The sequence below is a fragment of the Streptomyces sp. NPDC040405 genome, from assembly GCF_055595765.1.
On record NZ_JBVIVI010000001.1, the window covers coordinates 871862 to 897711 of the forward strand.

The 25850-nt window shown below is 70.0% G+C and carries 28 protein-coding genes and 1 pseudogene; 12 read left to right on the forward strand and 17 right to left on the reverse strand.

All coding sequences use genetic code 11. The annotated features are described in order from the left end of the window. Positions 1-18: 18 nt before the first annotated feature. Complete coding sequence (locus ACZ59A_RS03840) at positions 19-636, forward strand: hypothetical protein (protein ID WP_470953098.1); 618 nt, start codon at positions 19-21, stop codon at positions 634-636. On the opposite strand, the gene ACZ59A_RS03845 is transcribed toward ACZ59A_RS03840, so the two are convergent. From ACZ59A_RS03845 to trxA, 3 genes are read right to left on the reverse strand one after another with little or no spacing between them, the layout of a single operon-like run. Next, positions 611-1036, reverse strand: a complete 426-nt coding sequence (locus tag ACZ59A_RS03845; RefSeq protein ID WP_450873314.1) for an OsmC family protein — start codon at positions 1034-1036, stop codon at positions 611-613. The genes ACZ59A_RS03840 and ACZ59A_RS03845 overlap by 26 nt on opposite strands. A gap of 44 nt (positions 1037-1080) precedes the next feature. Continuing rightward, positions 1081-1692 carry a histidine phosphatase family protein gene (locus tag ACZ59A_RS03850; protein ID WP_470953101.1) on the reverse strand — a complete coding sequence of 204 codons (612 nt, stop codon included), beginning with the start codon at positions 1690-1692 and terminating at the stop codon, positions 1081-1083. After that, positions 1685-2077, reverse strand: a complete 393-nt coding sequence (gene trxA, locus ACZ59A_RS03855) for a thioredoxin (RefSeq protein ID WP_470953103.1) — start codon at positions 2075-2077, stop codon at positions 1685-1687. Before trxA ends, ACZ59A_RS03850 begins: the two co-directional genes overlap by 8 nt. Before the next feature lie 163 nt (positions 2078-2240). On the opposite strand from trxA, the gene ACZ59A_RS03860 reads away from it, so the two are divergent. The 3 genes from ACZ59A_RS03860 (at position 2241) to ACZ59A_RS03870 (ending at position 4708) form a co-directional block, all read left to right on the forward strand. After that, the gene (locus ACZ59A_RS03860) at positions 2241-3806 is read left to right on the forward strand and encodes an oxidoreductase (protein ID WP_470953106.1); all 1566 of its coding nucleotides are present in this window, start codon (positions 2241-2243) and stop codon (positions 3804-3806) included. A gap of 165 nt (positions 3807-3971) precedes the next feature. Beyond that, positions 3972-4478, forward strand: a complete 507-nt coding sequence (locus ACZ59A_RS03865; RefSeq protein ID WP_470953109.1) for a DinB family protein — start codon at positions 3972-3974, stop codon at positions 4476-4478. An 89-nt stretch (positions 4479-4567) separates the two neighbouring features. After that, positions 4568-4708, forward strand: coding sequence for a hypothetical protein (locus ACZ59A_RS03870; RefSeq protein WP_470953111.1), 141 nt, complete (start codon positions 4568-4570; stop codon positions 4706-4708). Between the two features lie 44 nt (positions 4709-4752). Here the strand turns inward: ACZ59A_RS03870 and ACZ59A_RS03875 are convergent, their stop codons facing one another. Further along, positions 4753-5616: a helix-turn-helix domain-containing protein gene (locus ACZ59A_RS03875; RefSeq protein WP_470953114.1), complete on the reverse strand. Its 864-nt coding sequence runs from the start codon at positions 5614-5616 to the stop codon at positions 4753-4755. Between the two features lie 128 nt (positions 5617-5744). Between ACZ59A_RS03875 and ACZ59A_RS03880 the strand changes: the two genes are divergently transcribed. Both ACZ59A_RS03880 and ACZ59A_RS03885 read left to right on the forward strand, forming a co-directional pair. Next, complete coding sequence (locus ACZ59A_RS03880; protein WP_470953117.1) at positions 5745-6518, forward strand: SDR family oxidoreductase; 774 nt, start codon at positions 5745-5747, stop codon at positions 6516-6518. A 35-nt stretch (positions 6519-6553) separates the two neighbouring features. Continuing rightward, entirely contained in the window at positions 6554-6997 is a 444-nt protein-coding gene (locus tag ACZ59A_RS03885; protein ID WP_470953119.1) for a hypothetical protein, read from the forward strand. A 102-nt stretch (positions 6998-7099) separates the two neighbouring features. Here ACZ59A_RS03885 and thrS read toward each other — a convergent pair. The 5 genes and pseudogenes from thrS to ACZ59A_RS03910 form a co-directional block, all read right to left on the reverse strand. Then, positions 7100-8314 (reverse strand): annotated as a pseudogene (thrS, locus tag ACZ59A_RS03890) (threonine--tRNA ligase); the annotation flags it as partial. Between the two features lie 244 nt (positions 8315-8558). Then, entirely contained in the window at positions 8559-9224 is a 666-nt protein-coding gene (locus tag ACZ59A_RS03895; protein WP_470953120.1) for a hypothetical protein, read from the reverse strand. Between the two features lie 149 nt (positions 9225-9373). After that, the gene (locus ACZ59A_RS03900) at positions 9374-10144 is read right to left on the reverse strand and encodes a siderophore-interacting protein (RefSeq protein WP_470953123.1); all 771 of its coding nucleotides are present in this window, start codon (positions 10142-10144) and stop codon (positions 9374-9376) included. Between the two features lie 59 nt (positions 10145-10203). Then, the gene (locus ACZ59A_RS03905; RefSeq protein ID WP_470953126.1) at positions 10204-11121 is read right to left on the reverse strand and encodes a PDR/VanB family oxidoreductase; all 918 of its coding nucleotides are present in this window, start codon (positions 11119-11121) and stop codon (positions 10204-10206) included. A 46-nt stretch (positions 11122-11167) separates the two neighbouring features. Further along, on the reverse strand, positions 11168-11797 hold the full coding sequence (locus ACZ59A_RS03910) for an MSMEG_1061 family FMN-dependent PPOX-type flavoprotein (protein WP_470953128.1): 630 nt from the start codon (positions 11795-11797) through the stop codon (positions 11168-11170). Positions 11798-11923: 126 nt separating this feature from the next. Between ACZ59A_RS03910 and ACZ59A_RS03915 the strand changes: the two genes are divergently transcribed. The 4 genes from ACZ59A_RS03915 (at position 11924) to ACZ59A_RS03930 (ending at position 15215) form a co-directional block, all read left to right on the forward strand. Continuing rightward, positions 11924-12544 carry a TetR/AcrR family transcriptional regulator gene (locus ACZ59A_RS03915; RefSeq protein ID WP_470953130.1) on the forward strand — a complete coding sequence of 207 codons (621 nt, stop codon included), beginning with the start codon at positions 11924-11926 and terminating at the stop codon, positions 12542-12544. A 129-nt stretch (positions 12545-12673) separates the two neighbouring features. Further along, the gene (locus tag ACZ59A_RS03920; RefSeq protein ID WP_470953132.1) at positions 12674-13264 is read left to right on the forward strand and encodes a dihydrofolate reductase family protein; all 591 of its coding nucleotides are present in this window, start codon (positions 12674-12676) and stop codon (positions 13262-13264) included. A 40-nt stretch (positions 13265-13304) separates the two neighbouring features. Beyond that, positions 13305-14177, forward strand: a complete 873-nt coding sequence (locus tag ACZ59A_RS03925; protein WP_470953133.1) for a class I SAM-dependent methyltransferase — start codon at positions 13305-13307, stop codon at positions 14175-14177. Positions 14178-14249: 72 nt separating this feature from the next. After that, the gene (locus ACZ59A_RS03930) at positions 14250-15215 is read left to right on the forward strand and encodes a nucleoside hydrolase (RefSeq protein WP_470953136.1); all 966 of its coding nucleotides are present in this window, start codon (positions 14250-14252) and stop codon (positions 15213-15215) included. Between the two features lie 9 nt (positions 15216-15224). On the opposite strand, the gene ACZ59A_RS03935 is transcribed toward ACZ59A_RS03930, so the two are convergent. Together ACZ59A_RS03935 and ACZ59A_RS03940 are read right to left on the reverse strand one after the other, a co-directional pair. Then, a complete protein-coding gene (locus tag ACZ59A_RS03935) occupies positions 15225-16529 on the reverse strand; it encodes an MFS transporter (RefSeq protein WP_470953138.1) in 1305 nt (434 codons plus the stop codon). An 89-nt stretch (positions 16530-16618) separates the two neighbouring features. Continuing rightward, positions 16619-18133, reverse strand: a complete 1515-nt coding sequence (locus tag ACZ59A_RS03940) for an argininosuccinate lyase (RefSeq protein WP_470953140.1) — start codon at positions 18131-18133, stop codon at positions 16619-16621. 166 nt (positions 18134-18299) lie between these two features. On the opposite strand from ACZ59A_RS03940, the gene ACZ59A_RS03945 reads away from it, so the two are divergent. After that, positions 18300-19307 carry a LacI family DNA-binding transcriptional regulator gene (locus ACZ59A_RS03945; protein WP_470953143.1) on the forward strand — a complete coding sequence of 336 codons (1008 nt, stop codon included), beginning with the start codon at positions 18300-18302 and terminating at the stop codon, positions 19305-19307. A 95-nt stretch (positions 19308-19402) separates the two neighbouring features. Here ACZ59A_RS03945 and ACZ59A_RS03950 read toward each other — a convergent pair whose 3' ends face one another. From ACZ59A_RS03950 to ACZ59A_RS03960, 3 genes are all read right to left on the reverse strand, one after another. Continuing rightward, a complete protein-coding gene (locus tag ACZ59A_RS03950) occupies positions 19403-20074 on the reverse strand; it encodes a hypothetical protein (protein ID WP_470953145.1) in 672 nt (223 codons plus the stop codon). Between the two features lie 570 nt (positions 20075-20644). Continuing rightward, a complete protein-coding gene (locus ACZ59A_RS03955) occupies positions 20645-21478 on the reverse strand; it encodes a PIG-L family deacetylase (RefSeq protein WP_470953147.1) in 834 nt (277 codons plus the stop codon). Between the two features lie 257 nt (positions 21479-21735). After that, the gene (locus tag ACZ59A_RS03960) at positions 21736-22182 is read right to left on the reverse strand and encodes an anthrone oxygenase family protein (RefSeq protein WP_470953149.1); all 447 of its coding nucleotides are present in this window, start codon (positions 22180-22182) and stop codon (positions 21736-21738) included. A 90-nt stretch (positions 22183-22272) separates the two neighbouring features. Here ACZ59A_RS03960 and ACZ59A_RS03965 point away from each other — a divergent pair, with 90 nt between their 5' ends. Beyond that, positions 22273-22851 carry a TetR/AcrR family transcriptional regulator gene (locus ACZ59A_RS03965; RefSeq protein WP_470953152.1) on the forward strand — a complete coding sequence of 193 codons (579 nt, stop codon included), beginning with the start codon at positions 22273-22275 and terminating at the stop codon, positions 22849-22851. Between the two features lie 345 nt (positions 22852-23196). Here ACZ59A_RS03965 and ACZ59A_RS03970 read toward each other — a convergent pair whose 3' ends face one another. The 3 genes from ACZ59A_RS03970 to ACZ59A_RS03980 all read right to left on the reverse strand — a co-directional run bounded on the left by ACZ59A_RS03970 (position 23197) and on the right by ACZ59A_RS03980 (position 25839). Continuing rightward, positions 23197-23682 carry a SitI3 family protein gene (locus ACZ59A_RS03970; RefSeq protein WP_470953154.1) on the reverse strand — a complete coding sequence of 162 codons (486 nt, stop codon included), beginning with the start codon at positions 23680-23682 and terminating at the stop codon, positions 23197-23199. Positions 23683-23875: 193 nt separating this feature from the next. After that, on the reverse strand, positions 23876-25480 hold the full coding sequence (locus ACZ59A_RS03975; protein WP_470953157.1) for a solute symporter family protein: 1605 nt from the start codon (positions 25478-25480) through the stop codon (positions 23876-23878). Beyond that, entirely contained in the window at positions 25477-25839 is a 363-nt protein-coding gene (locus ACZ59A_RS03980; RefSeq protein WP_470953160.1) for a DUF485 domain-containing protein, read from the reverse strand. The genes ACZ59A_RS03975 and ACZ59A_RS03980 overlap by 4 nt, the downstream gene beginning before the upstream one ends. Between the last annotated feature and the right edge of the window lie 11 nt (positions 25840-25850).

Sequence of the window (25850 nt, forward strand, 5' to 3'; positions counted from 1 at the left end):
TACGCCACGATGGAAACCATGGACTCCGCACCCGGCCTGTCACCCGACGCGTTCCCCGCCCCCTTCCCCTTCGTCCTCGTGCTGCTGCGCCGCATGGCCGACTACCAGCCGGGCCTGGTCGAGGACGCGCTCCGCGAACTGGGCCACGGGCGGGCCGTGATGCGCGAGGCCAACCGCCGCTGGCAGGCGATGCAGCGCTCGCCGCGGCGGCGCCCCGCCGTCGCCCGCTACCGCTCGGTGCTGGGCCCGCCCGAGACCACCGCGCGGCGCCGCATCGGCGATCTGACGTGTGACGCGCTGAGCTGGCCGGTCCCGCTGTGGCCGGATCTGCGGTTCGAGGTGCTGACCGCGCCGGGCGGGGCCGTGTGGAACGAGTGGCTGGTACGCGCCCCCGGCGCCCCCGCGCCCGACCTGCGCACGGCCGCCGACCTCGCCCCTTGGTCCTGCACGCTGGACGACGTGGCGCGCGCCTTCCCGCCCGCACGCCCGATGGAGGGCTCGGCGCCGACCCGCTCCCGGCTGACCTTCGACGCCCCGGCCACCGAAACAGGTGAACTCCGCCACTATGTGGCGGAGTTCACCTGGGGACTGCTGCAGCGGGTGGAGGACGTCAGGCCAGCTTCGCCGTCAGCGTGATCTCCGTGCCGGTGAGCGCCTGGCTCACCGGGCAGTTCTTCTTGGCGTCCTCGGCGGCCGCCGTGAACCCGGCCTCGTCCAGCCCCTCGACCGTGCCCTCCACCGTGAGGTGAATGCCGGTGATGCCGGTGCCCGGCTGGAAGGTGACGTCGGCCTGGGTGGTGAGCTGCGTGGGCGGGTTACCGGCCTGGGTCAGACCGTGCGACAGCGCCATGGAGAAGCAGCTGGAATGGGCGGCGGCGATCAGCTCCTCGGGGCTGGTCTTGCCGTTCGCCTGCTCGGCACGCGACGGCCAGGAGACCGGCTGCTCGCCGATCCCGGACGAGTCGAACGTGACCGTCCCCTGGCCCTCGGCCAGATTGCCCTGCCAGACGGTGTGCGCGGTACGCGTCGTAGCCATGCTCGCTGTTCCCTGCTTCCTGTACGGGTACGGGGTTACGGAACTTACGGGACCTGCCGCTCCGAGCCTACGTTCCACGCCACGAGGGCCGGACGCCCGTGCTCGGTTCCCAGTCGACTGACGGTCGCGGTGTCCAGCCGGAACAGCGCCCCCGCGGACGGTGGCAGGCCGAGGCGGCGGGCGGTGAGCACCCGCAGCACATGCCCGTGCGCCACCAGGACGACGTCCCCGCCGTCCGCGCGCAGCTCCGGCTCGATGCTGGCCAGCACCCGGTCGACCCGCGCCCCGACCTGCCCGGGCGACTCCCCGGGGTGCTCGGCGTCCCCCGGGGCGCCCCCGTCGCTCCACAGATCCCAGCCGGGCCGCGTCTGGTGGATCTCGGCCGAGGTGATCCCCTCGTACCCCCCGTAGCCCCACTCCCGCAGGTCGGCCTCGGTGCGTACGCCCTCCCCCAGCCCGGCCAGCCGCGCGGTCTGCACGGCCCGCCCGAGCGGGCTCACCAGCGTCAGCCCGACCTTCCGCCCCGCCAGCAGCGGCCGCAGCGCCCGGGCCTGCTCCTCACCGCGCGCCGTCAGCGGCAGATCGGTCCAGCTGGTGTGCTTTCCGGCCCGGCTCCACTCGGTCTCGCCGTGCCGGATCAGCACCAGCTCAGCCACCGTCCGCGGCCTTCGATTCCCCGGCGGGCGTGGCGACGGAGGCCCGGACCGCGTCCATGTCGAGATCCCGCGCCTGGCCGATGACGTCCTCCAGCCCCTGCTCGGGCAGCGCACCGGGCTGGGCGAAGACGGCGATGTTGTCGCGCACGATCATCAGCGTGGGGATCGACTGGATGTCGAACGCGGCGGCCAGCTCGGGCTGCGCCTCGGTGTCGACCTTCGCGAAGATCAGGTCGGAGTGCCGCTCCGCGGCCTTCTCGTACACCGGTGCGAACATCCGGCAGGGGCCGCACCAGGAGGCCCAGAAGTCGATCAGAACGAAGTCGCTGCCGGAGACGATCTCGTCGAAGTTGTCCTTGGTGAGTTCCACAGTGCTCGTGCCCATGCGTCCGGAAACCCCGATCCCGCCCCCGATATTCCTGCCCACCCCCCTTCCGCAGGTCAGCCCTCCCTTCCCCACCCGCTCCGATCTTGATTCTGCCCTCGTCCTGGCCTGGATACGTGTGGTGGTCCAAGGCGGCGCCGAGGGGGATCACTACTCTGCACGAGTGCTTTCCTACGACGAGTTGACTTCACCTGAGCGTGAGCTGTGGGACGCGTTCCCCGAGGGGCGGCGGGTGGACCTGCGTACGGGGACGCCGGAGGAGGACCGGGTCGCCGACGGCGGACGGTGGGGACCCGAACGGACGGTGCGGGCGGCGGTGGTCGCCGCGTTGTTGCTGGGTGCGAACACCGGGCAACCGGGTGTGGTGGCATGTCTGCGGCTCACCGGGGCACGGATCTCCGGACATCTGGACCTGGCCGGCGCACAGATCACCCATGCCCTCTGGCTGGAAGCATGCTGGTTCGAGGAGGCGGTGAATCTCCTCGGCGCGTCGACGCAGACCCTCGTGTTCACGGGCAGCCGAATACCCGGCGTCGAGGCCGATTCGGCCCGCATCGAGGGCAACCTCTCCTTGCGGCACTCCGTGGTGGAGAGCGGCGCCCCCACCCCCTTCAACCTTGTGAGCACCGCCCTGTCGCTCACCGACGCCCGGGTGAACGGCGGATTGCTCCTCAACGGGGCCGAGTTGATCGCACCGGACGGGTGGGCCCTGTCGGCCGGTGGCCTGGCCATGGAAGGGGGCGTCTTCTGCCGAAACGGGTTCGTCGCCTACGGGGAAGTCCGGCTGGTGGGAGCGAAGTTACCCGGCACTCTGGTCATGCAGGGCGCCCGGCTGGAAGGACCCGGTCCACGCGGCGTGGCCCTCGCCCTCGACAACGCCGTGGCCTCGTCGCTCAAGTTCTCCGAGGGATTCACCGCGAACGGCACGGTGCGGCTGCGAGGCACCCAGGTCAGGGACAACGTGACCTTCCGCGGAGCCGTCCTGAACGGCCCGCCCGCCGACGACGGAAGCACCCCGGCCCTGATCGCCATGCACCTGCAAACCGTCGACCTCGATCTCACCCTCGCCCGACCCCCGTCCGGCACCCTCGACCTGCGGGGCGCCCAGGTGTCGTACCTCTACGAGAACGAGCACAGCTGGCCGGAGAGGGTGGAGCTGGACGGCTTCGTCTACGGATCCATCAAGACGGCGGACGCGAACGACGAGCGCCACGAGGCCGTGGGTGACCGGGAGTCCGTGGCCCGACGCGTGGCATGGATACGCAGCAGCCCGGGCTACAACCCACAACCGTACGAGCAGTTGGCGGCCTGGTACCGCAAGGCCGGGCACGACGATGACGCCCGGCGCGTCCTCCTCGCCAAGCAACGCCACCGGCGCCGCGCCCTGCCCCCAGCAACCCGCGCATGGGGTCATCTCCTCGACGTGACCGTCGGCTACGGCTACCGCCCCTGGCTGGCCGGCGTCTGGCTCCTCGCGCTGGTCCTGCTGGGCACGCTGTCCTTCGGCACCGACTCCCCCACCCCGGCCAAACGAGGCGAAGGCGCCCCGTTCCAGCCCCTCGTCTACACACTCGACCTCTTGATCCCCATCGGGGGCCTGGGCCAGCGCACCGCCTGGTACTGGCCGAACGACACCCTCCAGTGGCTGGCCTACCTGCTGATCGCCTTCGGCTGGGTGCTGACGACCGCCGTCATCGCGGGTGTCACCCGCGCCCTCCAGAAGAACTAGCGGTCGACAGCTGAGCGCAGACGTCGCCAGCGCATGGGGAAGGGGCGGGTGGGGACACATCCCGCCACCGCCGACCCGCCCCGGCCGCGAAATCGCTTGTCCCGCAACCCGCCCCACACTGATCGTTGTCCCACACGCCCACCCGCCCCTGGAGGACCCACCGTCATGCCCACCGAAAGACCCGTCCCGCCCCTCATCGCGGGGGAACGCGAGACGCTGCGGGGCTTCCTCGACTTCCACCGCGCCACGCTCGCCATGAAGTGCGACGGCCTCTCCGACGAGGAGTTGCGCCAGCGGTCGATGCCGCCCTCGACGCTGTCGCTGCTCGGCCTCGTACGGCACATGGCCGAGGTGGAGCGCACCTGGTTCCGCATCGTCGTGAACCGCGAGGACGTGCCGCTCGTCTGGTCCGATCAGCGCGATTACCAGGTGGCGTACGACGCGACGGCGGCCACCCGCACGGAGGCGTTCGACGCCTGGCAGCGCGAGGTGGAACACGCGCGCCGGATCGAGCGGGAGGCGAAGTCGCTGGATGTCGTCGTGCACAGCGCGCGGTGGGACAAGGACATGTCGCTGCGGCTGGTCATGACGCACGTACTGCTGGAGTACGCCCGGCACAACGGCCACGCCGACTTCCTCCGCGAGGGCGTCGACGGAACGGTGGGAGCCTGAGACGACCGCACAGAACCCCGCCGGCCCGACCGCCCTCCCTGGCCCGCTTCGCCGAGGCCCGCGGCGCGGCGCGTGAGGAGGAGGTGGCGGTGGACCTCACCGAAACCGAAGCCGCGGAGATCCGCGCCGAAGCGGAAGCCACCACACGAACCAGCACCGCGCACGGCTACCTTCCGCCCGCGGAGTTCAACGAAGCGGTGACGGCACGGCGCAGTGCCCCGAGGATGTAGCGCCGACTCCCCAGCGGCAGCAGCCGGTGGCGAACCGGGAGTCCTCACTGTTCTCGCGGCGACGCTTCCCGCTCCGCCGCCGCGCTGTCCCCGGCGGTGAGACTGCCGAGCAGGGACAGCGCGTGTGCGGAGGGGCTGCCCGGGGCGGCCTGGTAGACGACCAGTTGCTGACCGGGGGCGCCGTTCACGGACAGCGACTCGTAATCCAGCGTCAGCTCGCCGACCACCGGATGCCGGAAACGCTTGGTCTCGTGCGCCTTCCGGCGGATGTCATGGCGGGCCCACAGCCGCCGGAACTCCTCGCTGCACAACGACAGTTCGCCGACCACCTCGATCAGCTGGGGGTCGTCGTAGTCGGTGCCGACGGCCGCCCGGAGCCCGGCGACGCTGCTGACGGCCACCCGCTCCCACTCCGGGTAGAACTCCTTCGCGTCCGGATCGAGAAACACCAGCCGCATCAGATCCCCGCTGTAGGCGTGTCCATCGAACAGGGCCCGGCCCAGGACGTTGTGGGCGAGCACGGTCAGACAGCGCCCCAGCACCACGGCCGGGGTCCGGTGCCAGCCCTCCATCATCTCCACCAGCACCGGACTGACCCGCTCGACCCGTACGTTCTTCCGGCGCCGCGCGGGAACGGGACGCGCCAGCTGGTGCAGATGCCCCGCCGCGTCCTCCTCCAGCCCCAGCACCCGGGCCAGCGCGTCGACCACCTGCGCCGACGGATACCGCTCCCGGCCCTGCTCCAGCCGTACGTAGTAGTCGGTGCTCACCCCGGCGAGCATCGCCACCTCTTCCCGCCGCAGCCCGGCCACCCGGCGCCGCACACCGGGCGGCAGTCCCAGATCCTCGGGTCGCAGCAGCGCACGGCGGGCCCGCAGAAACTGCCCGAGCAGGTTCTCGCTGTCCATGTCTTCGACGCTACGCCGCCGCTACGCCGCCGGGGAGGCCGAAAGGTGGCAGGAATACTCCCAGGATCAGGCCACCCGGGTGGATCGCAGCCTGGAGCCATCCGGAACCCCCGGAAACCCTGGGCCTCATGACCAATCACGACACGTACCCCCTGTCCGGGCGGATCGCAGTGATCACCGGCGCCACCAGCGGAATCGGCGCGGCAACCGCCCGCCACCTGGCGGCCGACGGGGCCCACGTCGCCCTCCTGGGCCGCCGCGAAGACCGCCTGAAGGCCCTGGCCGACGAGCTGCGCGGGTTCGCCCCCGGCACGGTCCTCCCCCTGGCCGTGGACCTGACCGCCCCCGAGGCCCTCACGACCGCCGCGGACACCATCCGCGCCACACTGGGCCGCGTCGACCTCGTCGTGGCCAACGCGGGCGTGATGCTCGGCGCCCCCTTCGAGACCGCGGCCACGGACGAATGGGACCGCATGCTCGACACCAACCTGCGCGCCCTCCTGCACACCGACCGCGCCTTCACCGACGACCTCATCGCCACCGCCGCCGAAGGCCACCCCGCGGACCTCGTCCACGTGGGCTCCGTGGCCGGACACAGCCTCTACCCCAACTGGTCCGTCTACTCGGCCACCAAGGCCGCCGTAGCCCACCTGACCCGCAACCTCCGCGCCGAACTGGGCCCGCGCAACGTACGCGTGAAGAACGTGGAACCCGGCGTCACCCTCACCGAACTGGGCGAGGACATGCGCGATACGCAGATGCGGGCAACCCTGGCGGGGATGCGCACCACCCTCCGCCCCCTCACCGCCGAGGACATCGCGGCGGCGATCGCCTTCGCGGTGGCGACCCCGCCACACGTGAACATCGCCGACCTGGTGGTGGTCCCCACCCAACAGGGCTGACCGCTGGCCACCACCATCGGACATAGCCTTCCGGGGTGAGCGATCTCTACGAATTGCAGCTGTCCCTGGACCTCCCCGGCTCCCTGCCCGCCTCCGACCTCGCCCTGATCCGCCGACACCTGGGCGAGGGCGGAGACCAGGCGCCGGACACGTCCGACCCCCTGGCGGAGTACCCCGTCCTCTCCGCCAGGGGCCCGGCCCACCGCATCGGCGGATCCCTGACCGGCGAGCTGCTCCCCAGCCCGCGCGGCTGGGCGCTGACCGTACGCCAGGAGGTGCACCCGGACGAGTTCGACGCCCTGCGGACCCTCCTCACCTGGCTGGCCACCAGGACGACGACCGTCGGCACCATCGGCTATCTCCGCTTCCAGGAATCCGACGTCCCCGACGTCCTGATCGCTGCCCCGGACGGCATCCACCGCCTGCCCCTCCACCTCGGCTCACCCGCCCGGCACCTGCTGCCGGACGGCGAGGAGTAGCGCACACAGCCAGGAGGCACGCCACCGGGATCACGACCGTGAGCCCTCACCACCGGGATCACACCCGGGAGCCCGCACCACCGGGATCACACCCGGGAGCGCTCACCACAGCTCAACCCGATGAGCCCCCACGACCCCACCGATACGCCCCACCACCTCCTCGGCAGCCATCACCCCCACCTGCCGCCCACCCCGCAACCGCAGCGCCACGTGCCCCTCGGCGGCCTCCTTCGCCCCGATCACCACCTGATACGGCACGAGCCGAGCGCCCCGCACCCGAGCCCCCAGCGACCCGCGCTCCGGCCCGTCGACCCGAGCCCGAAGCCCCCGTTCCACACACCTCTCCACCAACGCATCGGCATGCCGCACCTCCCCCTCCGAAACCGGCAGAACCACCACCTGCACGGGTGCGAGCCACCCCGGAAACGCGCCCCCGTGCACCTCCAGGAGCTGGGCGACGGCCCGCTCGACACTGCCGATGATGCTGCGATGGACCATCACCGGCCGGTGCTTCGCACCGTCGGCCCCGATGTAATGCAGACCGAACCGCTCCGGCTGATGGAAATCCACCTGGACAGTCGACAAAGTCGACTCCCGCCCAGCCCCATCCGCAACCTGCACATCGATCTTGGGCCCGTAAAACGCGGCCTCCCCCTCCCCCACCTCGTAGTCCACCCCAGACCGTGCCAGCACCTCCCTCAGCACCGAAACCGACCGCTCCCAACCCCCAACTCCCTCGACATACTTCCCACCCGCCCCCGGCAGCGAGAGCCGATACCGGACCGCCCGGATCCCCATCGCCTCATACGCCCGCCGAATCATCCCCAACGCGCCCTCCACCTCCTCCGCGACCTGCTCAAGAGCACAGAAGATGTGCGCGTCATTGAGCTGGATCGCCCGCACCCGGGTCAACCCACCGAGCACCCCCGACAACTCGGCCCGGTACATTCCGCCCAACTCCGCCATCCTCAGCGGCAGTTCGCGATAACTATGCGCGCGAGACCGGTAGATCACCGCATGGTGAGGACACAGACTCGGCCGCAGCACGACCTCCTCCCCGCCCACATCCATCGGTGGAAACATGTCCTCGCTGTAATGCGACCAGTGCCCCGACACCTCGTACAGCTCCCGCTTGCCGAGCACCGGCGAATACACATGCCGATACCCCGCCCGCCGCTCCTCCCCGCGGATGTACTCCTCCAGCGCCTCCCGAACAGCCGCCCCATCCGGCAACCAATACGGCAGCCCCGCCCCGATCAGCGGATCGGTCCCGAACAGCCCCAACTCGCGCCCGAGCTTGCGATGGTCATGCATGGTGTTCCCCTCACGTCTGCCGAGACGAGCACCACCACAAGCAGAAGCCCCGGGGCACTCGCCCCGGGGCTTCGGATCAAGACATCGATCAGCGCGCCGGGACTCTCTCCGGCGTCGTCGTCATACCAGCGCGCTTCATGCCCCGAACCTACCAACCCCCACCCTCCCCCGCCGCCCCTTTTCCACCCACCCGCAACACCACACCGACGCACCGTCGAGGCGGGCACCGCGACTTCCTTCCGTGTGGCTAGTTCTGCGGTACCGGTGATCCGGCCGGGGCGAGCCGCGCGGCGCTGCGGTAGGTGGCGATGCCCAGGGCCAGCAGCCAGTAGCTGAGGATCGCGCCCATCAGGGCGGTGGTTCCCCAGCCGTTCGCCGCGTAGAAGTTCGCGGGGGTGTTGCCGAAGAACAGGGACGGCACGAAGGCCAGGTTGATCCCGGCCAGGACGTAGGCCGACCGGCCGGTCCACCGCGGGAGCAGGCTGGTGCGGGAGATGACGTAGCCCACCGAGGTCAGGAAGAACGCCAGCATGAGGCGGGAGATCGAGCCGTAGAGGATGTACGTGCCGCTGACGGCGATGGTCGGATCGATCGAGTGGTCGACGGCGATGACCTCACCGGCTTCCAGGCCGCTGGAGACCAGCGTGATCGTCGCGTAGACCAGCCCCGTGGTGAAGGCCATCGAACCGGCCCACTCGTACGCGGGGCTCACGCGCTTGACCAGTTCCCGGAAGGCCGTCACGAACACGATCAGGAACGCGAGCGCGACGATCCCGATCAGCAGCCTGGCCAGGACGTTCGAGTCCGGCGGCGGACCCGAGTAGATGAAGTACAGGGGCACTTCGATGATGAAGGCGGCCGCGGCGGAGATGCCCGCGATGCCGGTCAGGCGTCTGGCAAAGGTCTCGTTCATGAGTGCCCCCGGTTGTCTTCCTCGTCGGTTCGACTGCTGACGAGATAAATCCTGCCAACCGCGGCGCTCGCCGTCGGTGGGCCTGAACACCGGATACGGGGTGGTCCTACCGACACCCCGTGGTCCCCACGTACGCGGGGGCATCGGCGTCAGCCGGGGCTGGAGCGGCCGTGGCGCCAGTAGCCGTAGAACGCCACGTCCGGCTTCGGGACGCCGCGGTCGCGTACCAGGTGGCGGCGCAGGCCGGTGGCCAGGGTGGACTCTCCGGCGACCCAGGTGTAGAAGCGGCCCGGTGGTGGCAGGGGGAGGACCTTGGCGGCTTCCAGGGCGAGTCTGCCGGGCAGGGTGGCCGCGTCGTCGCGGGGCAGCCAGTGGATGCGGGCGGCTTCGGGGGCGGTGATGTCCGGGCGGATGTCCGCGGTGGTGGGGACCTCCAGGACGACGTCCGCGACCAGTGCCGCGGGAGCGTGTTCGAGGATGGCCAGGATCGCCGGGACGGCGCTCTCGTCTCCGACGAGGAGGTGGCGTTCGGCGTGGGCGGGCGGCAGGTAGGACACACCCATGTCGAAGATGCCCGCCGGGTCTCCGGGCCGGGCGCGGCGGGCCCAGGCGGAGGCCGGGGCGTCGCCGTGCAGGGCGAACTCGATGTCCACTTCGCCGAGTTGGGGCCGTACCTGGCGGATGGTGTAGTTGCGTACCCACGGCCTGCGTGATTTCGGCAGGAGGAGCACTTCCGCCATCCACGCCTCGTTGGAGAGGGTCGGCATCCTCAGCCGGTCCTGTCCTTCGCGGGGGAAGAACAGCCGTACGGTCTGGTCGAAGCCCATGGGCTTCAGGTGTTCCAGCTCCGCACCGGCGAGCGTGATGGTCGCGAAGTTGGGGGTCGTCCTCGTGTTTTCGCGCACCTCCAGCGTGATCATTCGCCGCGTTTCGGGGGTGCGTATTTTCGGCAGCATGGCGTGGTCGGTTCCGTCCGGAGTCAGAGGTCCACTACGAGTTGGGGGGACCGGGCGCGGGACACGCAGGCGTACATGCGGCCCGCGGGGGCGCCTATGTCGTCGCGGTGTTCGGGTTCGCCGCCGACGACGCCGACTTCGCAGCTGCCGCAGACGCCTTCGCGGCATCCGGACGGCACCGGGTATCCGGCGTGGGTCAGGGCGTCCAGCAGGGATTCGTCCGGTGGCACCTGGACCGTACGCCCGGACCGGGCGCACACCGCCTCGAAGGGCGTGTTGGGCGCGAACGTCCTGGTCAGCGGCTGGAATCGCTCTACGTGAAGCCGTTCGGCGGGGAACGTGGCCTCCGCCGCGGCGAGCATCGGCGCGGGGCCGCAGCAGTAGACCAGGGCATCGGGGGCGAGGGCGGACCGCAGAGCGGTGAGGTCCGGCCTGCCCTGCCGGCGGGTGGCGACGATCCGTACCCGATCCCCGTACAGGGCGCGCAGTTCGCCGGCGAACGGCATGGTGGCGGGCGACTGGCCCACGTACACGAGGGACGCCGGGACACCGGCCCGGGCCGCCGCCCGCAGCATCGGCAGGATGGGGGTGATGCCGATGCCACCGGCGAGGAAGAGGTACTCCGGCGCGGGGACGAGCGGGAAGTGGTTCCGCGGCAGCGACACGTCGAGGGTGCGGCCCCGGCGCAGGAACCGGTGGAGGTACTCCGAGCCGCCCCGGCTGAGGGGATCGTGCCGTACGGCGACCCGGTAGGTGTCCCGGTCCGCCGGGTCCCCGCACAGCGAGTACTGCCGGGTCAGCCAGATGGGCAACGTCAGGTCGATGTGGGCTCCCGGCTCCCAGGGCGCCAGCGGGCCGGTGGCGCCGCGCAGGACGAGGGAGACGACGCCCTCGGCGACCTGCTCGATGTGGTCGACGGTGGTGTGTTGCGTCTGCTGCATCGCTGATTCACCTTGTGGCCTTGTGGCGTGGACAGTTGACGCTGAGTCAGTAGAGCTTCCGGTAGCCGTCTTCGAGGGCGCGTTCGAGGATCTCCGGGTCGACCCCGGACCCCATCTGGGCGGCGACGATCTCGCCGACCGACGGCATCTCGTCGGCGAGGGCCTGGCTCGCGGGGTCCCACATCCGGGACCGGATGAGCGCGCGGCCGCAGTGGAAGTAGGCTTCCGTGACCTCTACGACAATGGCCAGCTCCGGCGTCTTGGCCTCGGTCCGCATCCGGGCGAGGACATCGGGCTCGTCGGTCGGATAGCCGCGGCCGTTGACCCGCAGCGTCTCTCGCAGCCCGGGGATGAAGAAGAGCAGCCCGACGCCGTCGTTCTCGGCGAGATTGCGGAACGAGTCGGCGATCTTGTTACCGGGCCGGTCGGGAATCGCGAGGGTGTGGTCGTCGAGGACCTTCACGAACCCCGGGTAGTCGCCACGGGGTGAGCAGTCGGCGCGCCCCGCGGCGTCCGCCGTGGCGAGTGTCAGGAAAGGCGAATGGGCGATGAAGTGGCGGAAGTAGTCGTCGATGCGGTCGCGGATCTTGGACTCGACCATGGCTTCGGGGTTCCCGAGCCGGGCGCGGACCTCGGCCGGTGACACCCGCCGGGGGCGGGCAGGGGCATACGTCACGAAGACTCCTTCCAGGATGCCGCCGGTGGCGGTCGTACACCGCTCAACCGCAGGTCATGGCATCATTGTGAGCAATCATTCAGGTTCTGCGCCACTCGCTTTTCGCGGGGTCGCCCAGGAGGTGTCATGACGTCAGGCCACCGTGGCCTTCGGCCACGTAAACAGCCACGCCAGGCCCGGGCCGAGCTCACCCGGCAGCGCATCCTCACGGCCGCTGCTCACGTTTTCGCCGAGTACGGCTACGCCGCCGGGACCACCAACCGCATCGCCGAACACGCCCGGATCTCGATCGGCTCGCTGTATCAGTACTATCCGAACAAAGATGCGATCCTGGCCGAGCTGGTGACCCGGCACCTCGACGCCGGAGCGGCCGCCACCAAGAGCCGCCAGGACGCGGAGCAGCCCGAATCCATCGAAGAGATCCTCCGCGGTTTCGTCCGCACCGTGATCGAGAACCACCGGGACGACCCGCAGCTGCTCCGCGTCATGGTCGAGCAGGGCCCCCGGTCGCCCGAGCTGCTCGAAAAGATCACCGAGTTCGAGCGCGAACGGATCGCGTACACAAGGGAGTTGCTCGAAAGCCACCCCGAGGTCCGGGTCGCCGACACGGACGTCGCCACCCGGCTCGTCGTGGCCACGGTGGAGCTGACCGTCCACGTACTCATCGCCGCGCCCGACCCCGTCGACGCCATCCGCCTCGAAAACGAACTCGTCGCGATGCTCACCCGCTACCTCACCCTCGGGTAGAGCGCGGCGCCGTCCACGTTCGGCCGCCAGAAGGGACCGGCGACGACCGATGAGTTTTCCCACGCCCCGCGGTCATAGATCCCGTGTGGTGCGCCATACGGTCACGTTTCACCAGTGGGAAGGAGTGCCATGAGGATCGTCGCCATCAACCACGTCACCCTCGACGGCGTCATGCAAGGGCCCGGCCGCGCCGACGAGGACACCCGCGACGGGTTCACTCACGGCGGCTGGGCCGCCGAACGGGGCGGGGACGACGCCATCGGGCGCGCGTGGGGCCAGCAGCTGGCCGCCAGCAGCGGGTACCTCCTGGGCCGCCGCACCTACGAGGACGTGCTGGGCCACTGGAACACCCAGGACAGCCCGTTCCGCGACGCCCTCAACAACGCCCCCAAGTACGTCGCGTCCCACACCCTCACCGAGCCCCTTCCATGGCCGAATTCCACACTGCTCAGCGGCGACGTCCCCGCAGCGGTCGCCGAGCTCAAAAAGGCCCCGGGCAACGCCCTGCACATCATGGGCAGCGGCGCGCTGATCCAGTCCCTCGCCCCGCACGGCCTCATCGACGAATACCTGCTCTGCGTCCACCCGCTCACCCTCGGCACCGGACGCCGCCTGTTCCCCGAGGGCTTCGGCCCCACCACGTTCGACGTCGCCGACATGACCTCCACCGCCACCGGCGTCGTCATCGCCACCTATCGGCCCCGCCCTCGGCCTTCCTGACCTCACCCCGCCACCCCCGGGGGCCTGGGATAGTGAGCCCATGACCGACGCCCATGAGCGGATGATGCAGGCCAATCAGGCGAACTGGGACGCCCGGACCCCCGTCCACCTCGCCAGCCGGTTCTACGGGGTCGAAGGGGCGAACGGGGCCGACGGGGCCGACGGGACCGACGGGACCGATGAGGTGCCCGACCCGTCCCGCTGGTTCGCCCCCTGGGAGTGGGACGACCTCGGCGAGCTGGCCGACCGCGACGTACTGCACCTGCAGTGCCACCTCGGTACGGAGACGATCGCCTTCGCGCAGCGCGGGGCGCGGGCTGTCGGCCTCGACTTCTCCGCGGCGTCCGTGGCGGCGGCGACCGGCATCGCGGCGCGCGCGGGCTTCGATGATGTGGCGTATGTGCGGGCCAATGTGTACGACGCCGTGGCGGCCCTCGGCGGGCGACGGTTCGACGTCGTCTACACCGGCAAGGGCGCCCTGTGCTACCTCCCCGACCTGGACCGCTGGGCCGGTGTCGTCGCCGAGCTGCTGCGCCCCGGCGGCCGCCTGTACCTCGTGGAGTTCCATCCGCTCCTCAACGCGCTGGGCCCGAAGCCCGCCCCCGGAGAGGGCCCCGAACTCCTGCTCCGGCACGACTACCTGGGCGGCAGCGGCCCCGTGCACCGCGATGGGACCCACACCTACACGGACGGCCCGGCCGTCGAGGGCGCCACCGACAGCTACGAGTGGGTGCACGGGCTGGACGAGGTCGTCAACGCCCTGGTCGGAGCGGGTCTGAGCGTCCGACGGCTGCGCGAGTCACCGGAACTGCCCTGGCCTCGCTGGCCCCACATGACGCGCGCCGCGTCCGGCTGGTGGCAGCTGCCCGAGCCGCGGATCCCACTGTTGTACGGGCTGCTGGCGTCCCGTTGAACAGCATGCAGAGCATGAACAGCGTGAACACCTTGAACGGCCCACTGACAAAAGGCATCAAGAGGAGACCGCATGCCACCCGCCGCTTCCCCGCGTCTGTCCGTCGTCATCGATACGGACCCCGGGGTGGATGACGCCTGGGCCCTCTTGTTCCTGGCCGCCCAGCCGGACGTCGAGATCGTCGCCATCGGCGCCGCGCACGGCAACGTGCCCACTGCCACGGCGGCGGCCAACGCGTTACGCGTACTCGACGTCGTCGGCCTGGACCACATACCGGTTGCCGTCGGGCAGCCAGCCCCTCTTCAGCAGCCTCTGCGGACATCCGAGTTCGTCCACGGGGTGGACGGCCTCGGCGGCAACGCCGGTCCCGCGTCACCGCGCCCCACCAGCCCGGAATCAGCAACGGAACAGCTCGTACGGCTGGCCAGGCAGCGGCCGGGCGAGCTGACGCTGCTCGCGCTGGCCCCGCTGACCAACATCGCCCTCGCCCTCCGCATGGAACCGAACCTCCCCCGCCTCCTGCGCCGCGTGGTGCTCATGGGCGGCGCTTTCCGCGTCCCGGGCAACGTCACCGCCTGGGCCGAGGCGAACTCCGTCCACGATCCGGAGGCAGCGGAAGAGGTGCTGCGCGCGGGGTTCGACCTGGTCATGGTGCCGCTGGACATGACCGACCACGCGTGGGCCGACGACATCTGGCTGAAGCGGATCGCGGACGCGGCCACCCCGGCGGCCCGTTTCGCCTCAGCCGTGCTCGACACCTACGTCGCCCTCTACAGCAACGCCCGCGGCACCGTCGGCTGCGTTCTGCACGATCCGCTCGCCGCGGCCATCATGGTGGACGAGTCCTTGGCCACGTACGAGGAGCGCCAGGTCATGGTCGAGCTGGCGGGGCACACGCGTGGCGCCACACTGCTGGACGAACGGAAGTTCAGCATCAGCCACGGCGGCATCCCCGACCAGCGCCCTCCCGTGCGGATAGCGGCCACCGTGGACGCCGCCACCGCCATGGACCGCATCCACCGCGCGCTCACCACCTGATTTCGATCGTCATCTGGCCCCTTTCACGAACATGACGGCGAAGGCACCCAGGAGGGCGAAGCCCGCGGCGCTGAGGTAGAGAACCGCGTAGTTCGAGCCGCCTCCGATGGCGAGGAACGCGGGCGCGATGGCGGGCGCGACGCTCTGCGGGAGGGCGTTGGCGATGTTGAACAGCCCCATGCCCTTGGCGGCTTCGGTCTCGCTGTCGGGCAGTACGGAGACGACCAGCGCGTAGTCGACGCCCACGTAGACGCCCTGCCCCAGGCTGGCGACGGCGATGCCCGCGATGAAGCCGGTCAGCGTGGAGGAGAGCGCAATGACGCCCATACCGGCGCCGAACAGCAGGGACGCCACCACGATGAAGATCTTGCGGCGCTGAAGCCGGTCGGACAGCCAGCCGCTGACGTTGCTGCCGAGGACGACGCCGATGGCGAGGACGAGCATGGCCCAGCTCAGGATCGAGGCGGCCTGGTCCGAGGTGTACCCGAGGTGGTCCATCAGGAAGTACGTCTTGTAGGTGAGCAGCAGGGCCTTGCCCGTCCACACGAGGAAGCGGCTGACGAACGCCCAGGCGAAGTCGCGGTGGCGCAGGGGGTTGATCCACAGGCTGCGTGGAATGTCGAGCCATGTCCGGGGAGGCACTTCGCCCTTTGTCCGGGGGACTTCCTTCAGGTAGAGGGCGAAGACCACGACCAGGACCAGTCCGATGGCCGCGGGGAGAATGAACATCCCCAGGCCCTGGGTGCCCGTGGTGGCGATCAGGAAGGTGCCGCTGACGGTGGCTACCTGGTTGGTCATTCCCATCAGGCCGGAAACGGTGCCGCGGCGTTCCTCCGGCACGCGGTCGGGGAGGATGGCGATGAGGGCGGCCATGGCGGCGTTCATCGCGATCTGGGTCAGGCACCAGCCGACGAGGACGACGGGGATGCTGGGCGCCGTACCGATGATGAAGAGGGACGCGCCGCCCACGAGGGTGCCGATGACGACGAACGGCCGCCGCCGTCCCCACCGGGAGGTACAGCGGTCGCTGAAGTGCCCGAAGACCGGGTTGGCGACCATCGCGAATATCGCTCCGACGCCCGCCACCAGGGCCAGCGACGACGTCTTGCCCTCGGGGTCGAGGTCGGCGATGCGCAGGGACAGCGTGACCGAGGCCGGGGTGAGCAGGGCGGTCCAGACGCCGATGATGGCGAGGATGTAGAGGGCGGTGAAGACGCCGCCGACACGCTGGCCGGTCAGCCGGGCGGATCGTTCCGGGCTGGTTTCGGTGGCGGCGGCCGCGACAGGGGCGGCGTGGGGTGCGGGTGCGGACACGGGTGACTCCTTGGACGAGCATGAGCGAACGGGCCGGGGCGTCCCCGACGCAGAGGCGGGGCGTCCCCGACGCCGAGGGGCGGCAGGTTTCAGACGTGGTGGGGCGGCTGCCCGTCCAGGAGGGCCACGGCGTCACGTACGAGCCGGTCCTCGGCCTGTGCCGCCTCGGCGGTGAGTGCGGCGACGGCGTCCTGGTGCTCCTTGAGGTCACCGGCCGCGTCGCTCGCCAGCTCCGCACGCCGTGCCGGGCTGGTGCCACCGGCGCTGTGGCGGCCGTCGACGAAGGACTGCACGTCGAGGAGTTGACGCAGCTGGTCCGGGGTGTAGTCGCGCAGGGGGCCGTCGGCGAGGTCGGGGCGGATCGCTCCCTCACTCACTCCGGCCGCCTCATGGGCGGTGACGAAACGGGCCACCGCCTCATGGGCGTCGCGGAAACTCAGGCCGTGGACGCGGACAAGATCGTCCGCCAGGGCGCTGGCCGTCGACCAGTGCCGTTCCGCGGACCGGCGCAACCGCTCGGTGTCGACCTCCAGCGTGGCCACCGCCTGGGCCAGCAAGGCGATGGCGCCCGCCGTCTCACGGCAGTACCCGGGCATGCGGTTGTGCACGTATCCCTGGTCGGCATCGGTGGACGTCGCGAAGTGCAGCACACCCAGCTGGCTGGCCGTCCAGCCCGCCGCGTCCCCGGCGAGGCCCCGGATCCGCTCCAGCACGATCGGGTTGCGCTTCTGCGGCATCATGCTCGACGTGCCGCACAGGGAGGGATGCAGCCGTACCAGGGCGACTTCGGAGGACGACCAGTAGAACAGGTCGGACGCGCACCGGCTGACACCGGACAGGGTCAGGCCCAGCACGGCGGCGAGCTCGGCCCCGGCGTCCAGCGCGGACAGCCCCGCGTCCCGCGCGTTGCGGACCGGCCGGGCGAATCCGAGGTAGGCGGCGGTGGCCTCGCGGTCGATGGGCCAGTCCGTCCCGCTGTGAGCGGCACCGCCCAGCGGGCACTCGTTAAGCCGCTCGTACAGCTGCGCCATCCGCGCGAGGTTCCGGGACACCGTCCAGTAGTGGGCGTTGAAGTAGTGCCCCAGGGTCGTGGGCTGGGCGTGCTGGAGATGTGTGTAGCCGGGGGCGATCACCGCGTCGTACGCGGCGCCCGCGTCCAGCAGGACCTGCCCGAGCCGCAGCAGCTCCCCCATGACGTGCAGCAGCGCGCCACGGTCGGCCATGCGCACACCGGTGGCCTTCTGGTCGATGCGGCTGCGGGCACGCTGGATGTCCAGCCCCGACGGGCCGCACTCCTCCTCCAGATGCCGTTCCAGTTGCAGCGTGATCGTGCCGACCGCCGCGTCACCGGCCAGCACCTTCTCGGCGTCCCCGTCGAGCAGCCGCAGCAGCGCCGCCACCAGCGGCCGACCCTGCTCGGGGGCGAAGACGCGCTGCTGGGTGAGCATCAGGGCGTGCGCCAGGTCGATCTTGACGAAATGGTCCGCGGCGGCGACTTCGTCGTCCAGTTCGACGGCGTTGACGTGGTCGACGAGGGCCGCCGCCGGACTCGCGCCCAGTCGGCCGTCGGTGAGCAGGGGCTTCATGGGCTTCATGGCCTTCATGGCAACTCTCCGCATGATCGTTCGGACTGCAGCATGTAAACGTCAACATGGCTATGTAAACGTCAACACGGCCCTCAGTGTTAGGCTCGCCCCGGAGCATGTCAACGGTTACATCGCGGTGAAACCACTCGGCGACACCCAGTGGTCACCACGGGAGGGGCACACGATGCCGGGCAGGGCAGAGCAGCGGGTCACTCTCCGTGACGTGGCGAAGGCGGCAGGCGTGAGCACCGCGACCGTCACCCGGACACTGCAGAACTCCCCCCGCGTCGAGCCCGCGACCCGCCGGCGCGTCATGGAACAGGTCGAGCTCCTGGGCTATTCGCCCAACCCCATCGCCCGCGACCTGCGTTACGGCCGCCGCGAGGCGGCCGTCGGACTGGTCACCGCCGGGTTCACCAACCTCTTCCAGGCCGGAGTCGCCTCCGGCGCCGAACGGGAACTCCGCCACGCGGGACTGCAGCTGATCATCGGCTCCACCGACGACACCCCCGCACGGGAACCCGAACTCGCCCGGGCCATGATCGACCGCCGCGTCAGCGCCCTGCTGATGATGCCCGACGGCGACCACCGCGACTTCCTCTCCCCCGAGCACACCCACGGCACCGCCGTCGTCCTGGTCGGCCGCCCCGCCACCGGCCTGACCGCCGACGTCGTCATGACCGACGACGACCACGCCGTCCAGCAGGCCACCCAGCACCTCATCGGCCTCGGACACCACCGCATCGCCGCACTCACCGGACGCCTGGGCTCCTTCCGCGCCGCGCAGCGCCTGCGCGGCTACCGGAGCGCCCTCTCCGAATCCGGGGTCCGGGAGGAACCGGAGCTGGTCGTCGGCGATCTGACGACCCCTCAACAGGCCCGCGACGCGGTCGTGCGCCTGCTGGAGCTGCCGTCACCCCCGACGGCCGTCCTCGCGCTCAACCTCGGCATCAGTACGGGCGTCCTCATCGAACGGCTCGCGGGACGCCACGCGTTCGCCTTCATCGGACTCGACGAAACCGACGTCTCCAAGGGGCTCGGCGTCTCGGCCGTCGTCCGCGACCCGCAGGAAGTCGGCCGTCAGGCGGCGCGCCTGGCCATCGACAGAATCGCCACCCCCGACCGCCCGCCCCGCACCGTCACCGTCCCCAGCACCTTCGTCCGCCGAGGCACCGGCGAAATGGGGCCTTGAGGGTCTGTCCCTGCTGCGGACGCCCACCACGGGGAGCCGACTGCCCTCCGGCCGCGCAGGCCGGAGGACAGGTCACCAGACGTCCGTAGGAAAACCTAGAACAGGCGGTTCAGGCGGAGCGACAGGTAGCAGCCTCCGGCGCGGCCGTCGGTGTCATCGCTGATCGTCACGGGGTGGCCCTCATAGGCCGTGTCGTAGGTGTCCTTCGGGCGGTAGTTCTTGCACTGTCCTGAGGCATCGGCGCCGCCGTCGCCGTAGAACTGCACATCGAGGCCGATGTCCGAGCGACCGGAGAGGGCGAAGGTGAGGTTGCACCAGCCCGCCCGGCCGTCGGTGTCCACCCGGATGAGGTCGCCGAAGGTCTTGAACGGCTTGATCGGGATCGTTTTCGTGCCCCCGTTCTCACACTGGGAATCATCGCTGCCAGGCTCCGCTTCCCACGTGTAGGTGGCGTTCAGGCCCGCGAGGGAGTTCGACGGATCGTAGATGCCGAAGGCCAGCTGACAGCCGCCCGCGCGGTTGTCGGTGTCCAGGCGGATGGCTGTGGTCCAGTCGGGCGCGGTGACCCACCGCTCCGGCGGATTCGTCGGCCCGTCGCACTGGCCGTTCCCGTCGGGGTAGAACCGAACGCCCAGTTCGGGCGCGGCGCTGGCCGACGACGACGCCGCGTCGGCCGAGGTGGCCGACATGCCGGTCACCATCAGCAGGCCGACCGCCAGCGCGGACGCCATGCGGGCCGGTCTACTGCCCAGCTTCAGTTTTCTCACGTGTGTCTCCCAGAATGTCTTCGCTTGATCCGGAAAGGGTGCCGAACCGTTCCATGAGCGTGATTGGCCATCAGTGAGCGCCAATTGGTGCGATGGAGCAGAGAAGAACAAAGGGAACCGACGTAGATCAGTCGGGGAAGGCGGAATGGAGCCCTCCAACCGAGGCGCAGCGCCGACAGCGCGCGGCGACGACGGGAGAATTATCCAGGGCACATCAGGACACGCAGCAGGTCAATTTCGGCCAGGTAAGGGAGACTCCGAGCGCCACCCCTGGACGGCGCCAGCCTCGACTGGACCCGGACTCGGCCGACACACCTCGCCCCCGTCCCGTCCAGCCCCGTCCAGCAGATGAGCCGGGGCGCCCCGCGGCCCCAGGCAGACGCCGTGCTCGCGGCAGGGCGAAGAGACGTCGCCCCCTACCCTCTCCTGAGCTGGCCCTTCGGCGGCAACGCGCCACTTCCTGCCTGACCTGGGGCGCGGGAACTCGCGTGGACAAGCCTCCGGGTGCGCGACCCGTTCGATCGCGCCGTGCGGCCGATGCGCTTCCCGGGCCCCGGTCGGCAGAGCGGATCAGCGCAGTCCGGCGAAGAGATCGTTCTCGGGTACGGCGGCGCCGGTGGCGTCCTGGACACGTACGTAGGTCTCCATGCCCATCAACTCGCCGAACCTCTCCTTGCCCATCTTGAGGAAGAAGATGTTCTCGCCCTGACTGGCGTGCGCGGCCAGCGCGTCGAACTTCTGGCCGCTGAAGGCGGTGGTGTCCACCCACGTGGTGATCTCATCGTCGGGGAGGCCCATCTCGGCCATCGCGGCGGTCTCGGCAGGGTCCGGCTCCGGCATGTCCTCGTGGAACTCGCGCATGATCTCGCCGAACCGCTGCATCCCCGAGCGGGGCATCGTGGTCCAGTACACCTTCGGTGTCAGCTCGGTCATCTCCAGCGCCGCCATCGTGATGCGGTGGGCCTGGATGTGGTCGGGGTGGCCGTAGAAGCCGTTCTCGTCGTAGGTGACGACCACATCGGGCTGGTAGTGCCGCATGAGTTCCGCGAGCCGGGCGGCGCCTTTCTCCACGGGGGTCTGCCAGAAGGATTCGGGGGCGTCGTTGCCCGGCCAGCCGATCATTCCGGAGTCGGCGTAGTCGAGCATCTCCAGATCGCTGATCTTCAGCACGTCACAGCTCGCCTTGAGTTCGTCACGGCGCATCAAGGCGACGGCCGCCGGATCGTGCCCGGGATCGCCCGGCTTGACACCCCCCGGTCCGTCACCGCAACCGCCGTCGGTACAGGTCACCAGAACCGTGCGGATGCCCTCCGCCGCGTACCTCGCGAGGACCCCTCCGGTGCTGGTGGCCTCGTCGTCGGGGTGGGCGTGTACGGCCATGAGCGTCAAGGGCCGGTCAGTCATGAAACAGTCCTCCTGCAGAAGTACGTTTTCCTAAGAACTCGGATCCTGACGGGCCGGACGACCCTGTGGTCTCCGTGTTCCCCGCCGTGCGGCGCCGGTCCATCGGTCGATGCAACCGTGCCGCCGGGACGGCTGTTCCCGCGCGGCCGCTCGACCTTCCGGACATCGACGTTTCCATGCGGACGAGGCACAGGCGCGACCTATTGTCCTGTCGCAGCAGCAGTGCGCGCCACCTGCGCGGCCTCGGGTCCGCGGGCTCAGGCGAGGGCGGCTACCAGCAGGGCGAAGGCGGCGGTGATGACGGCGACGCGGACGTAGTGGAAGCGGTCCCAGCGGTTCATCTGCTGCTTCCAGTCGGCGGGCCGGTTGTCAGGGGTCCACGTCTTGCCCCGGTTGTTGATCGGGACGAGCAGCAGGAGCGACATGATCACGCTGAGGATCAGCAGCCCGCCGGCGGTGACGACGAGGCCGGTGCCGTGGTGGTGCCATCTGGCGATGGCCCAGACCGCGACGAGGACGAGCGAGGTGATGTACCAGACCGGCATCACGGCGCCGAGCATCCGGCCCCCGTGGGCGCGGCCGAGTTGGTCACTGTCCTCCGGGAGTGCGTTGAGGATCGGGTTGATGACGAAGGCGACGGAGAACTCCACCCCCACCATCAGGCCGACGATCACTGTGGTGACGACCTCGAGTGCGTTGAGCATGGTACCCCTCCTGAAATCTAGCGTCACTAGATGATGAGGCGACGCTAGCATTGCCGCCGATCGCCTGTCTAGCGATGCTAGGATCGAGTCATGTCGGTACAGGAACGCAAGGAGCGTGAACGGGCGGTCCGCGAACGTCTCATCGTGGCGACGGCCCGCGAACTCGCCGAGCAGCAGGGCTGGGACGCGGTCACCACCCGTCGGCTCGCCGAGCGCATCGAATACAGCCAGCCCGTCCTCTACAGCCACTTCCGCGGCAAGCGCGAGATCATCGGCGCCGTCGCCCTCGACGGCGCCACCGAGCTGGCCGCGGCCGTACGGGGCGCGACCTCCGCCGCGGACGACCCGCGCGGCCGGGTCACCGCCCTCGCCCGCACCTACCTCGACTTCGCCGTACGCAACCCGGCGGTCTACGACGCCATGTTCCAGCTCGACGGCGGCCTGGCGTTCGCGCAGGAGGACACCCCGGAGCCACTGAAGGACGCCTTCGCCGCCCTGCTGGAGAGCCTCGGCGAAGTTGCCGGGGACGGCGTCCACCCAGGGCTGTTCACCGAGGTGTTCTGGGCAGCCCTGCACGGCCTGGCGACCCTGGCCCGGGCGGGGCGGCTTCTCCCGGGGGAGGCCGAGTACCGGGTGGAGCTGCTGGTGGACCGACTCGCCGTGCTCTGACGCACCGCCCGGGCGGACGGGCAGCCGGAGCCTTCCGGCCCGGCTGCCGACCCACGGCATCGCTTCTGGTCACCCGTGCCCACGACCGGGTCGACCTGACGAGTGAGCGCGCTGAGCAGTTGTCCTGTCGAAACGCATCGCCGTAGTCGTCGGCGAGCGCACCCGCGGCGGCCCACATCCGCGCAAGGGCTGGACCGTGCACCCACACCTGGAAGCCACCGTCCCAGTTGGCCGCCCGTCACCCCCGTCTCCGGCACGAACTGGGAGGGCACCGGTGCGCAGCCGGACATCCCTTGCGCCGCTACCGCCTCCCTCGCTCATCGCCCGGGCAGTGCCTGTTGGTGGTCACTCGCCGGAAAACACGTGCGTGGCGCGTCGATAGGGCCGGGAGACCGCAGCCAGCCGGTGCGGGGTCCACAGGTCATCCCGCTCATTCAGGCTCATTTCGCCTGAACGGCGCAGCAGCCAGGTGACCTCGAACTGGAAGTGCAGCACCGCATCGCCGTCGACCCGGTCCAGTAGGCGGGACGCCAGCCTGATCATTTCGTCCTGCTGGCCGGAGTGCTCACTTGATCTGGCGAGTTCGAACATTACGGATACGTTCGGACTGAACCCGAGATCGGTGAGCACAGGGTGCCGCGGATCTGATCTCTCTTCACCCACGCGAAGCCACAACCCAGTCGTGGTCACCGCACCTTCGCCGACTAGCAGTTCGGGGGTGACTGACGCGTCGAACAGGTCGAGAGACCGGGCTACGTCCCACATCCGCCAGGCGACCTGCAACACGGCTTTCTCCGTCGCCGCCATGTCGAGACTGTAGGAAATTGACATGCGGATTACCCTTCTCGCAGGTTCCAGGGAAAGAGGCGCAATATGTTGCCTTCCTCGTTCTGACGGCTCAGCGAGACAGGACCGGTCAGCGCCGGCGCACCGAGCGGCGACGCCGCGGTCACCCGGCGTCGGGAGGATCGGGGCACCCGCTGCGCCGAGAGCGGCCGGGTGGCGCGGAGGAAGCGCCACCGGCTCAGTCGCCGCGAAGCCCCGTGCCCGTTCCGGTGAGGACGCGGAGTTCGGTATCCGTGTAGTCCGCCCCGCCCGGCTGGCCCCGGTCGGAGACCGAACCGGCCCAGGCGAGCAGGAACCCCATGGGAATCGAGATGAGGCCGGGGTTCCGCAAGGGGAACACCGCGAAGTCCCAATCGGGCCATAGGGCAGTCGGGTTGCCCGAGACCGCCGGGGACAGCGCGGTCAACAGCACGGCGACGAGCAGACCGCCGTAGGTGCTCCAGACCGCTCCCCTGGTCGTGAAACGCCTCCACCACAGGTTGAGCAGAAGGGCGGGCAGGATCGCGGAGGCCGCGATGGCGAAGGCAAGGCTGACCAGGAAGGCGATGTTGAGATGCTGGGCGACCATCGACAAGGCGATCGCCGCCACACCGATCAGCCCGACGCCCAGCCGGGCGACGAGGAGCTCGCTCTTCTCTGACGCCTTGCCCCGCATGATCGTCGCACCGTAGACATCGTGAGCCAGGGACGCCGCCGCGGTGAGCGTGAGAGCGGCGACAACGCCCGCGATCGTGAGGAACGCGACGCAGGAGACCACCGTGAGCAGGAAGGACCCGCCCAGGCGCTCGGCGAGCAGGAGCACGGCCCGATTCCCGGAGGCGGCATCCTCTTCGATGGTCTTCGAGCCGATCAGCGCCGCAGAGCCCAGGCCCGTGATCACCTCGAACAGGGTGAAGACGATGACCAGGCAGGCCGCCCACGCGGCCGACTTACGGGCTCTGCGTCCGCTGGAGACCGTTCCGATACGCATCAGGACGTGCGGCAGAGCGGCCGCTCCGAGCACGAACGCGAGTTGCAGGCTCACCGAGTCGATCTTGCTGGTGTGGTCGTGGAAGCGGATGCCGGGTTCCAGGAAGGGGTCACCGAGGCCACTGTGCAGGACGGCGGCATCCAGCAGGCGCGCCGGGCTCCAGCCCAAGTCCGACAGCACCGCCAGCACGACGAACAGACCTGTGGCGAGGAGAAGCACGGCCTTGATGCTCTGTACCAGGGTCGCGGCGCGCATACCGCCGATGACGACGTAAAGGACCATCAGAAGACCGAGAGCTGCCACAACGGCCCGCTGGGCAGCGGCTCCGTCGATGCCCAGGACGCTCACAGCGAGCGCTCCGGCACCGACGAGCTGGGCGGTCAGATACAGCAAGCAGACGACCACACTCGCGATGCCCGCCGCCAGGTGCGCGGGGCGGGCGCGCAACCGCAGGGCGAGGGAGTCGCCGATGGTGAACCGTGCGGTGCTGTGGAACGGCTCAGCGACCAGCAGTACCAGTACGGACCAGGCGACCATCGGCCCCATCACATAGGCGATCCCGTCGTAGCCGGTGAGCGCGATCAGACCGGGATTGCCCAGCATCCCTGCCGCGGACATGTAGCTGCCGAAGATGGCCAGCCCGTTGACAAGCGACGGCAACCGTCGCTGGCCGAGGTAGAACCCGCTCAGTTCGTTCTTTTCGTAGGTGATCGACCCGATCGACAGGAACAGCGTAAGGACGACACAGAGGCCGAAGACAGCGAGAACGGGGAAGGCTCCGCCGGAATCCGGGAGCGCGAGGACAGAGTTCACCGGCGGCTCTCCAGGTGCGGCAAGGAAGCACGGTGACGCTCGACCACGGGCTCCACACAGCGCCTCGCATACCGTACGTACCACAGGACTGCTCCGCCGGTGAACGCCAGTTGGGCCAGGACCAGGGTGAGCCCGATGTTCAGCGGTCCCGCCCAGGTGATCGCCATGACACCGGGGGCCTCGTTGGCCAGGATGACACCGGCCATCTGGGCGCCCACGACCGCGGCGGCGATCTGGGCCGGGCGGCGCCGTACGGCACGCAGATCGCGCAGTGCGCGGGTCGGCCCGGAGCCGGGGAGGGACTCCGGGGAAGCAGCGGTGCCGGACCGGCCGTCGTCCAGGGCCAGGTGCCGGGCCATGCGAAGGGCCC

What these genes read in the sequence shown, in the direction of transcription:
- ACZ59A_RS03955 (WP_470953147.1), bottom strand. Translation starts at nt 21,478, where the DNA reads ATGACTGACCGGCCCTTGACGCTCATGGCCGTACACGCCCACCCCGAC.
- ACZ59A_RS03920 (WP_470953132.1), top strand. Translation starts at nt 12,674, where the DNA reads ATGAGGATCGTCGCCATCAACCACGTCACCCTCGACGGCGTCATGCAA.
- ACZ59A_RS03895 (WP_470953120.1), bottom strand. Translation starts at nt 9,224, where the DNA reads ATGAACGAGACCTTTGCCAGACGCCTGACCGGCATCGCGGGCATCTCC.
- ACZ59A_RS03940 (WP_470953140.1), bottom strand. Translation starts at nt 18,133, where the DNA reads ATGAAGGCCATGAAGCCCATGAAGCCCCTGCTCACCGACGGCCGACTG.
- ACZ59A_RS03900 (WP_470953123.1), bottom strand. Translation starts at nt 10,144, where the DNA reads ATGATCACGCTGGAGGTGCGCGAAAACACGAGGACGACCCCCAACTTC.
- ACZ59A_RS03905 (WP_470953126.1), bottom strand. Translation starts at nt 11,121, where the DNA reads ATGCAGCAGACGCAACACACCACCGTCGACCACATCGAGCAGGTCGCC.
- ACZ59A_RS03930 (WP_470953136.1), top strand. Translation starts at nt 14,250, where the DNA reads ATGCCACCCGCCGCTTCCCCGCGTCTGTCCGTCGTCATCGATACGGAC.
- ACZ59A_RS03840 (WP_470953098.1), top strand. Translation starts at nt 19, where the DNA reads ATGGACTCCGCACCCGGCCTGTCACCCGACGCGTTCCCCGCCCCCTTC.
- ACZ59A_RS03945 (WP_470953143.1), top strand. Translation starts at nt 18,300, where the DNA reads ATGCCGGGCAGGGCAGAGCAGCGGGTCACTCTCCGTGACGTGGCGAAG.
- trxA (WP_470953103.1), bottom strand. Translation starts at nt 2,077, where the DNA reads ATGGGCACGAGCACTGTGGAACTCACCAAGGACAACTTCGACGAGATC.
- ACZ59A_RS03845 (WP_450873314.1), bottom strand. Translation starts at nt 1,036, where the DNA reads ATGGCTACGACGCGTACCGCGCACACCGTCTGGCAGGGCAATCTGGCC.
- ACZ59A_RS03865 (WP_470953109.1), top strand. Translation starts at nt 3,972, where the DNA reads ATGCCCACCGAAAGACCCGTCCCGCCCCTCATCGCGGGGGAACGCGAG.
- ACZ59A_RS03960 (WP_470953149.1), bottom strand. Translation starts at nt 22,182, where the DNA reads ATGCTCAACGCACTCGAGGTCGTCACCACAGTGATCGTCGGCCTGATG.
- ACZ59A_RS03980 (WP_470953160.1), bottom strand. Translation starts at nt 25,839, where the DNA reads ATGGCCCGGCACCTGGCCCTGGACGACGGCCGGTCCGGCACCGCTGCT.
- ACZ59A_RS03915 (WP_470953130.1), top strand. Translation starts at nt 11,924, where the DNA reads ATGACGTCAGGCCACCGTGGCCTTCGGCCACGTAAACAGCCACGCCAG.
- ACZ59A_RS03925 (WP_470953133.1), top strand. Translation starts at nt 13,305, where the DNA reads ATGACCGACGCCCATGAGCGGATGATGCAGGCCAATCAGGCGAACTGG.
- ACZ59A_RS03875 (WP_470953114.1), bottom strand. Translation starts at nt 5,616, where the DNA reads ATGGACAGCGAGAACCTGCTCGGGCAGTTTCTGCGGGCCCGCCGTGCG.
- ACZ59A_RS03965 (WP_470953152.1), top strand. Translation starts at nt 22,273, where the DNA reads ATGTCGGTACAGGAACGCAAGGAGCGTGAACGGGCGGTCCGCGAACGT.
- ACZ59A_RS03970 (WP_470953154.1), bottom strand. Translation starts at nt 23,682, where the DNA reads ATGTCAATTTCCTACAGTCTCGACATGGCGGCGACGGAGAAAGCCGTG.
- ACZ59A_RS03880 (WP_470953117.1), top strand. Translation starts at nt 5,745, where the DNA reads ATGACCAATCACGACACGTACCCCCTGTCCGGGCGGATCGCAGTGATC.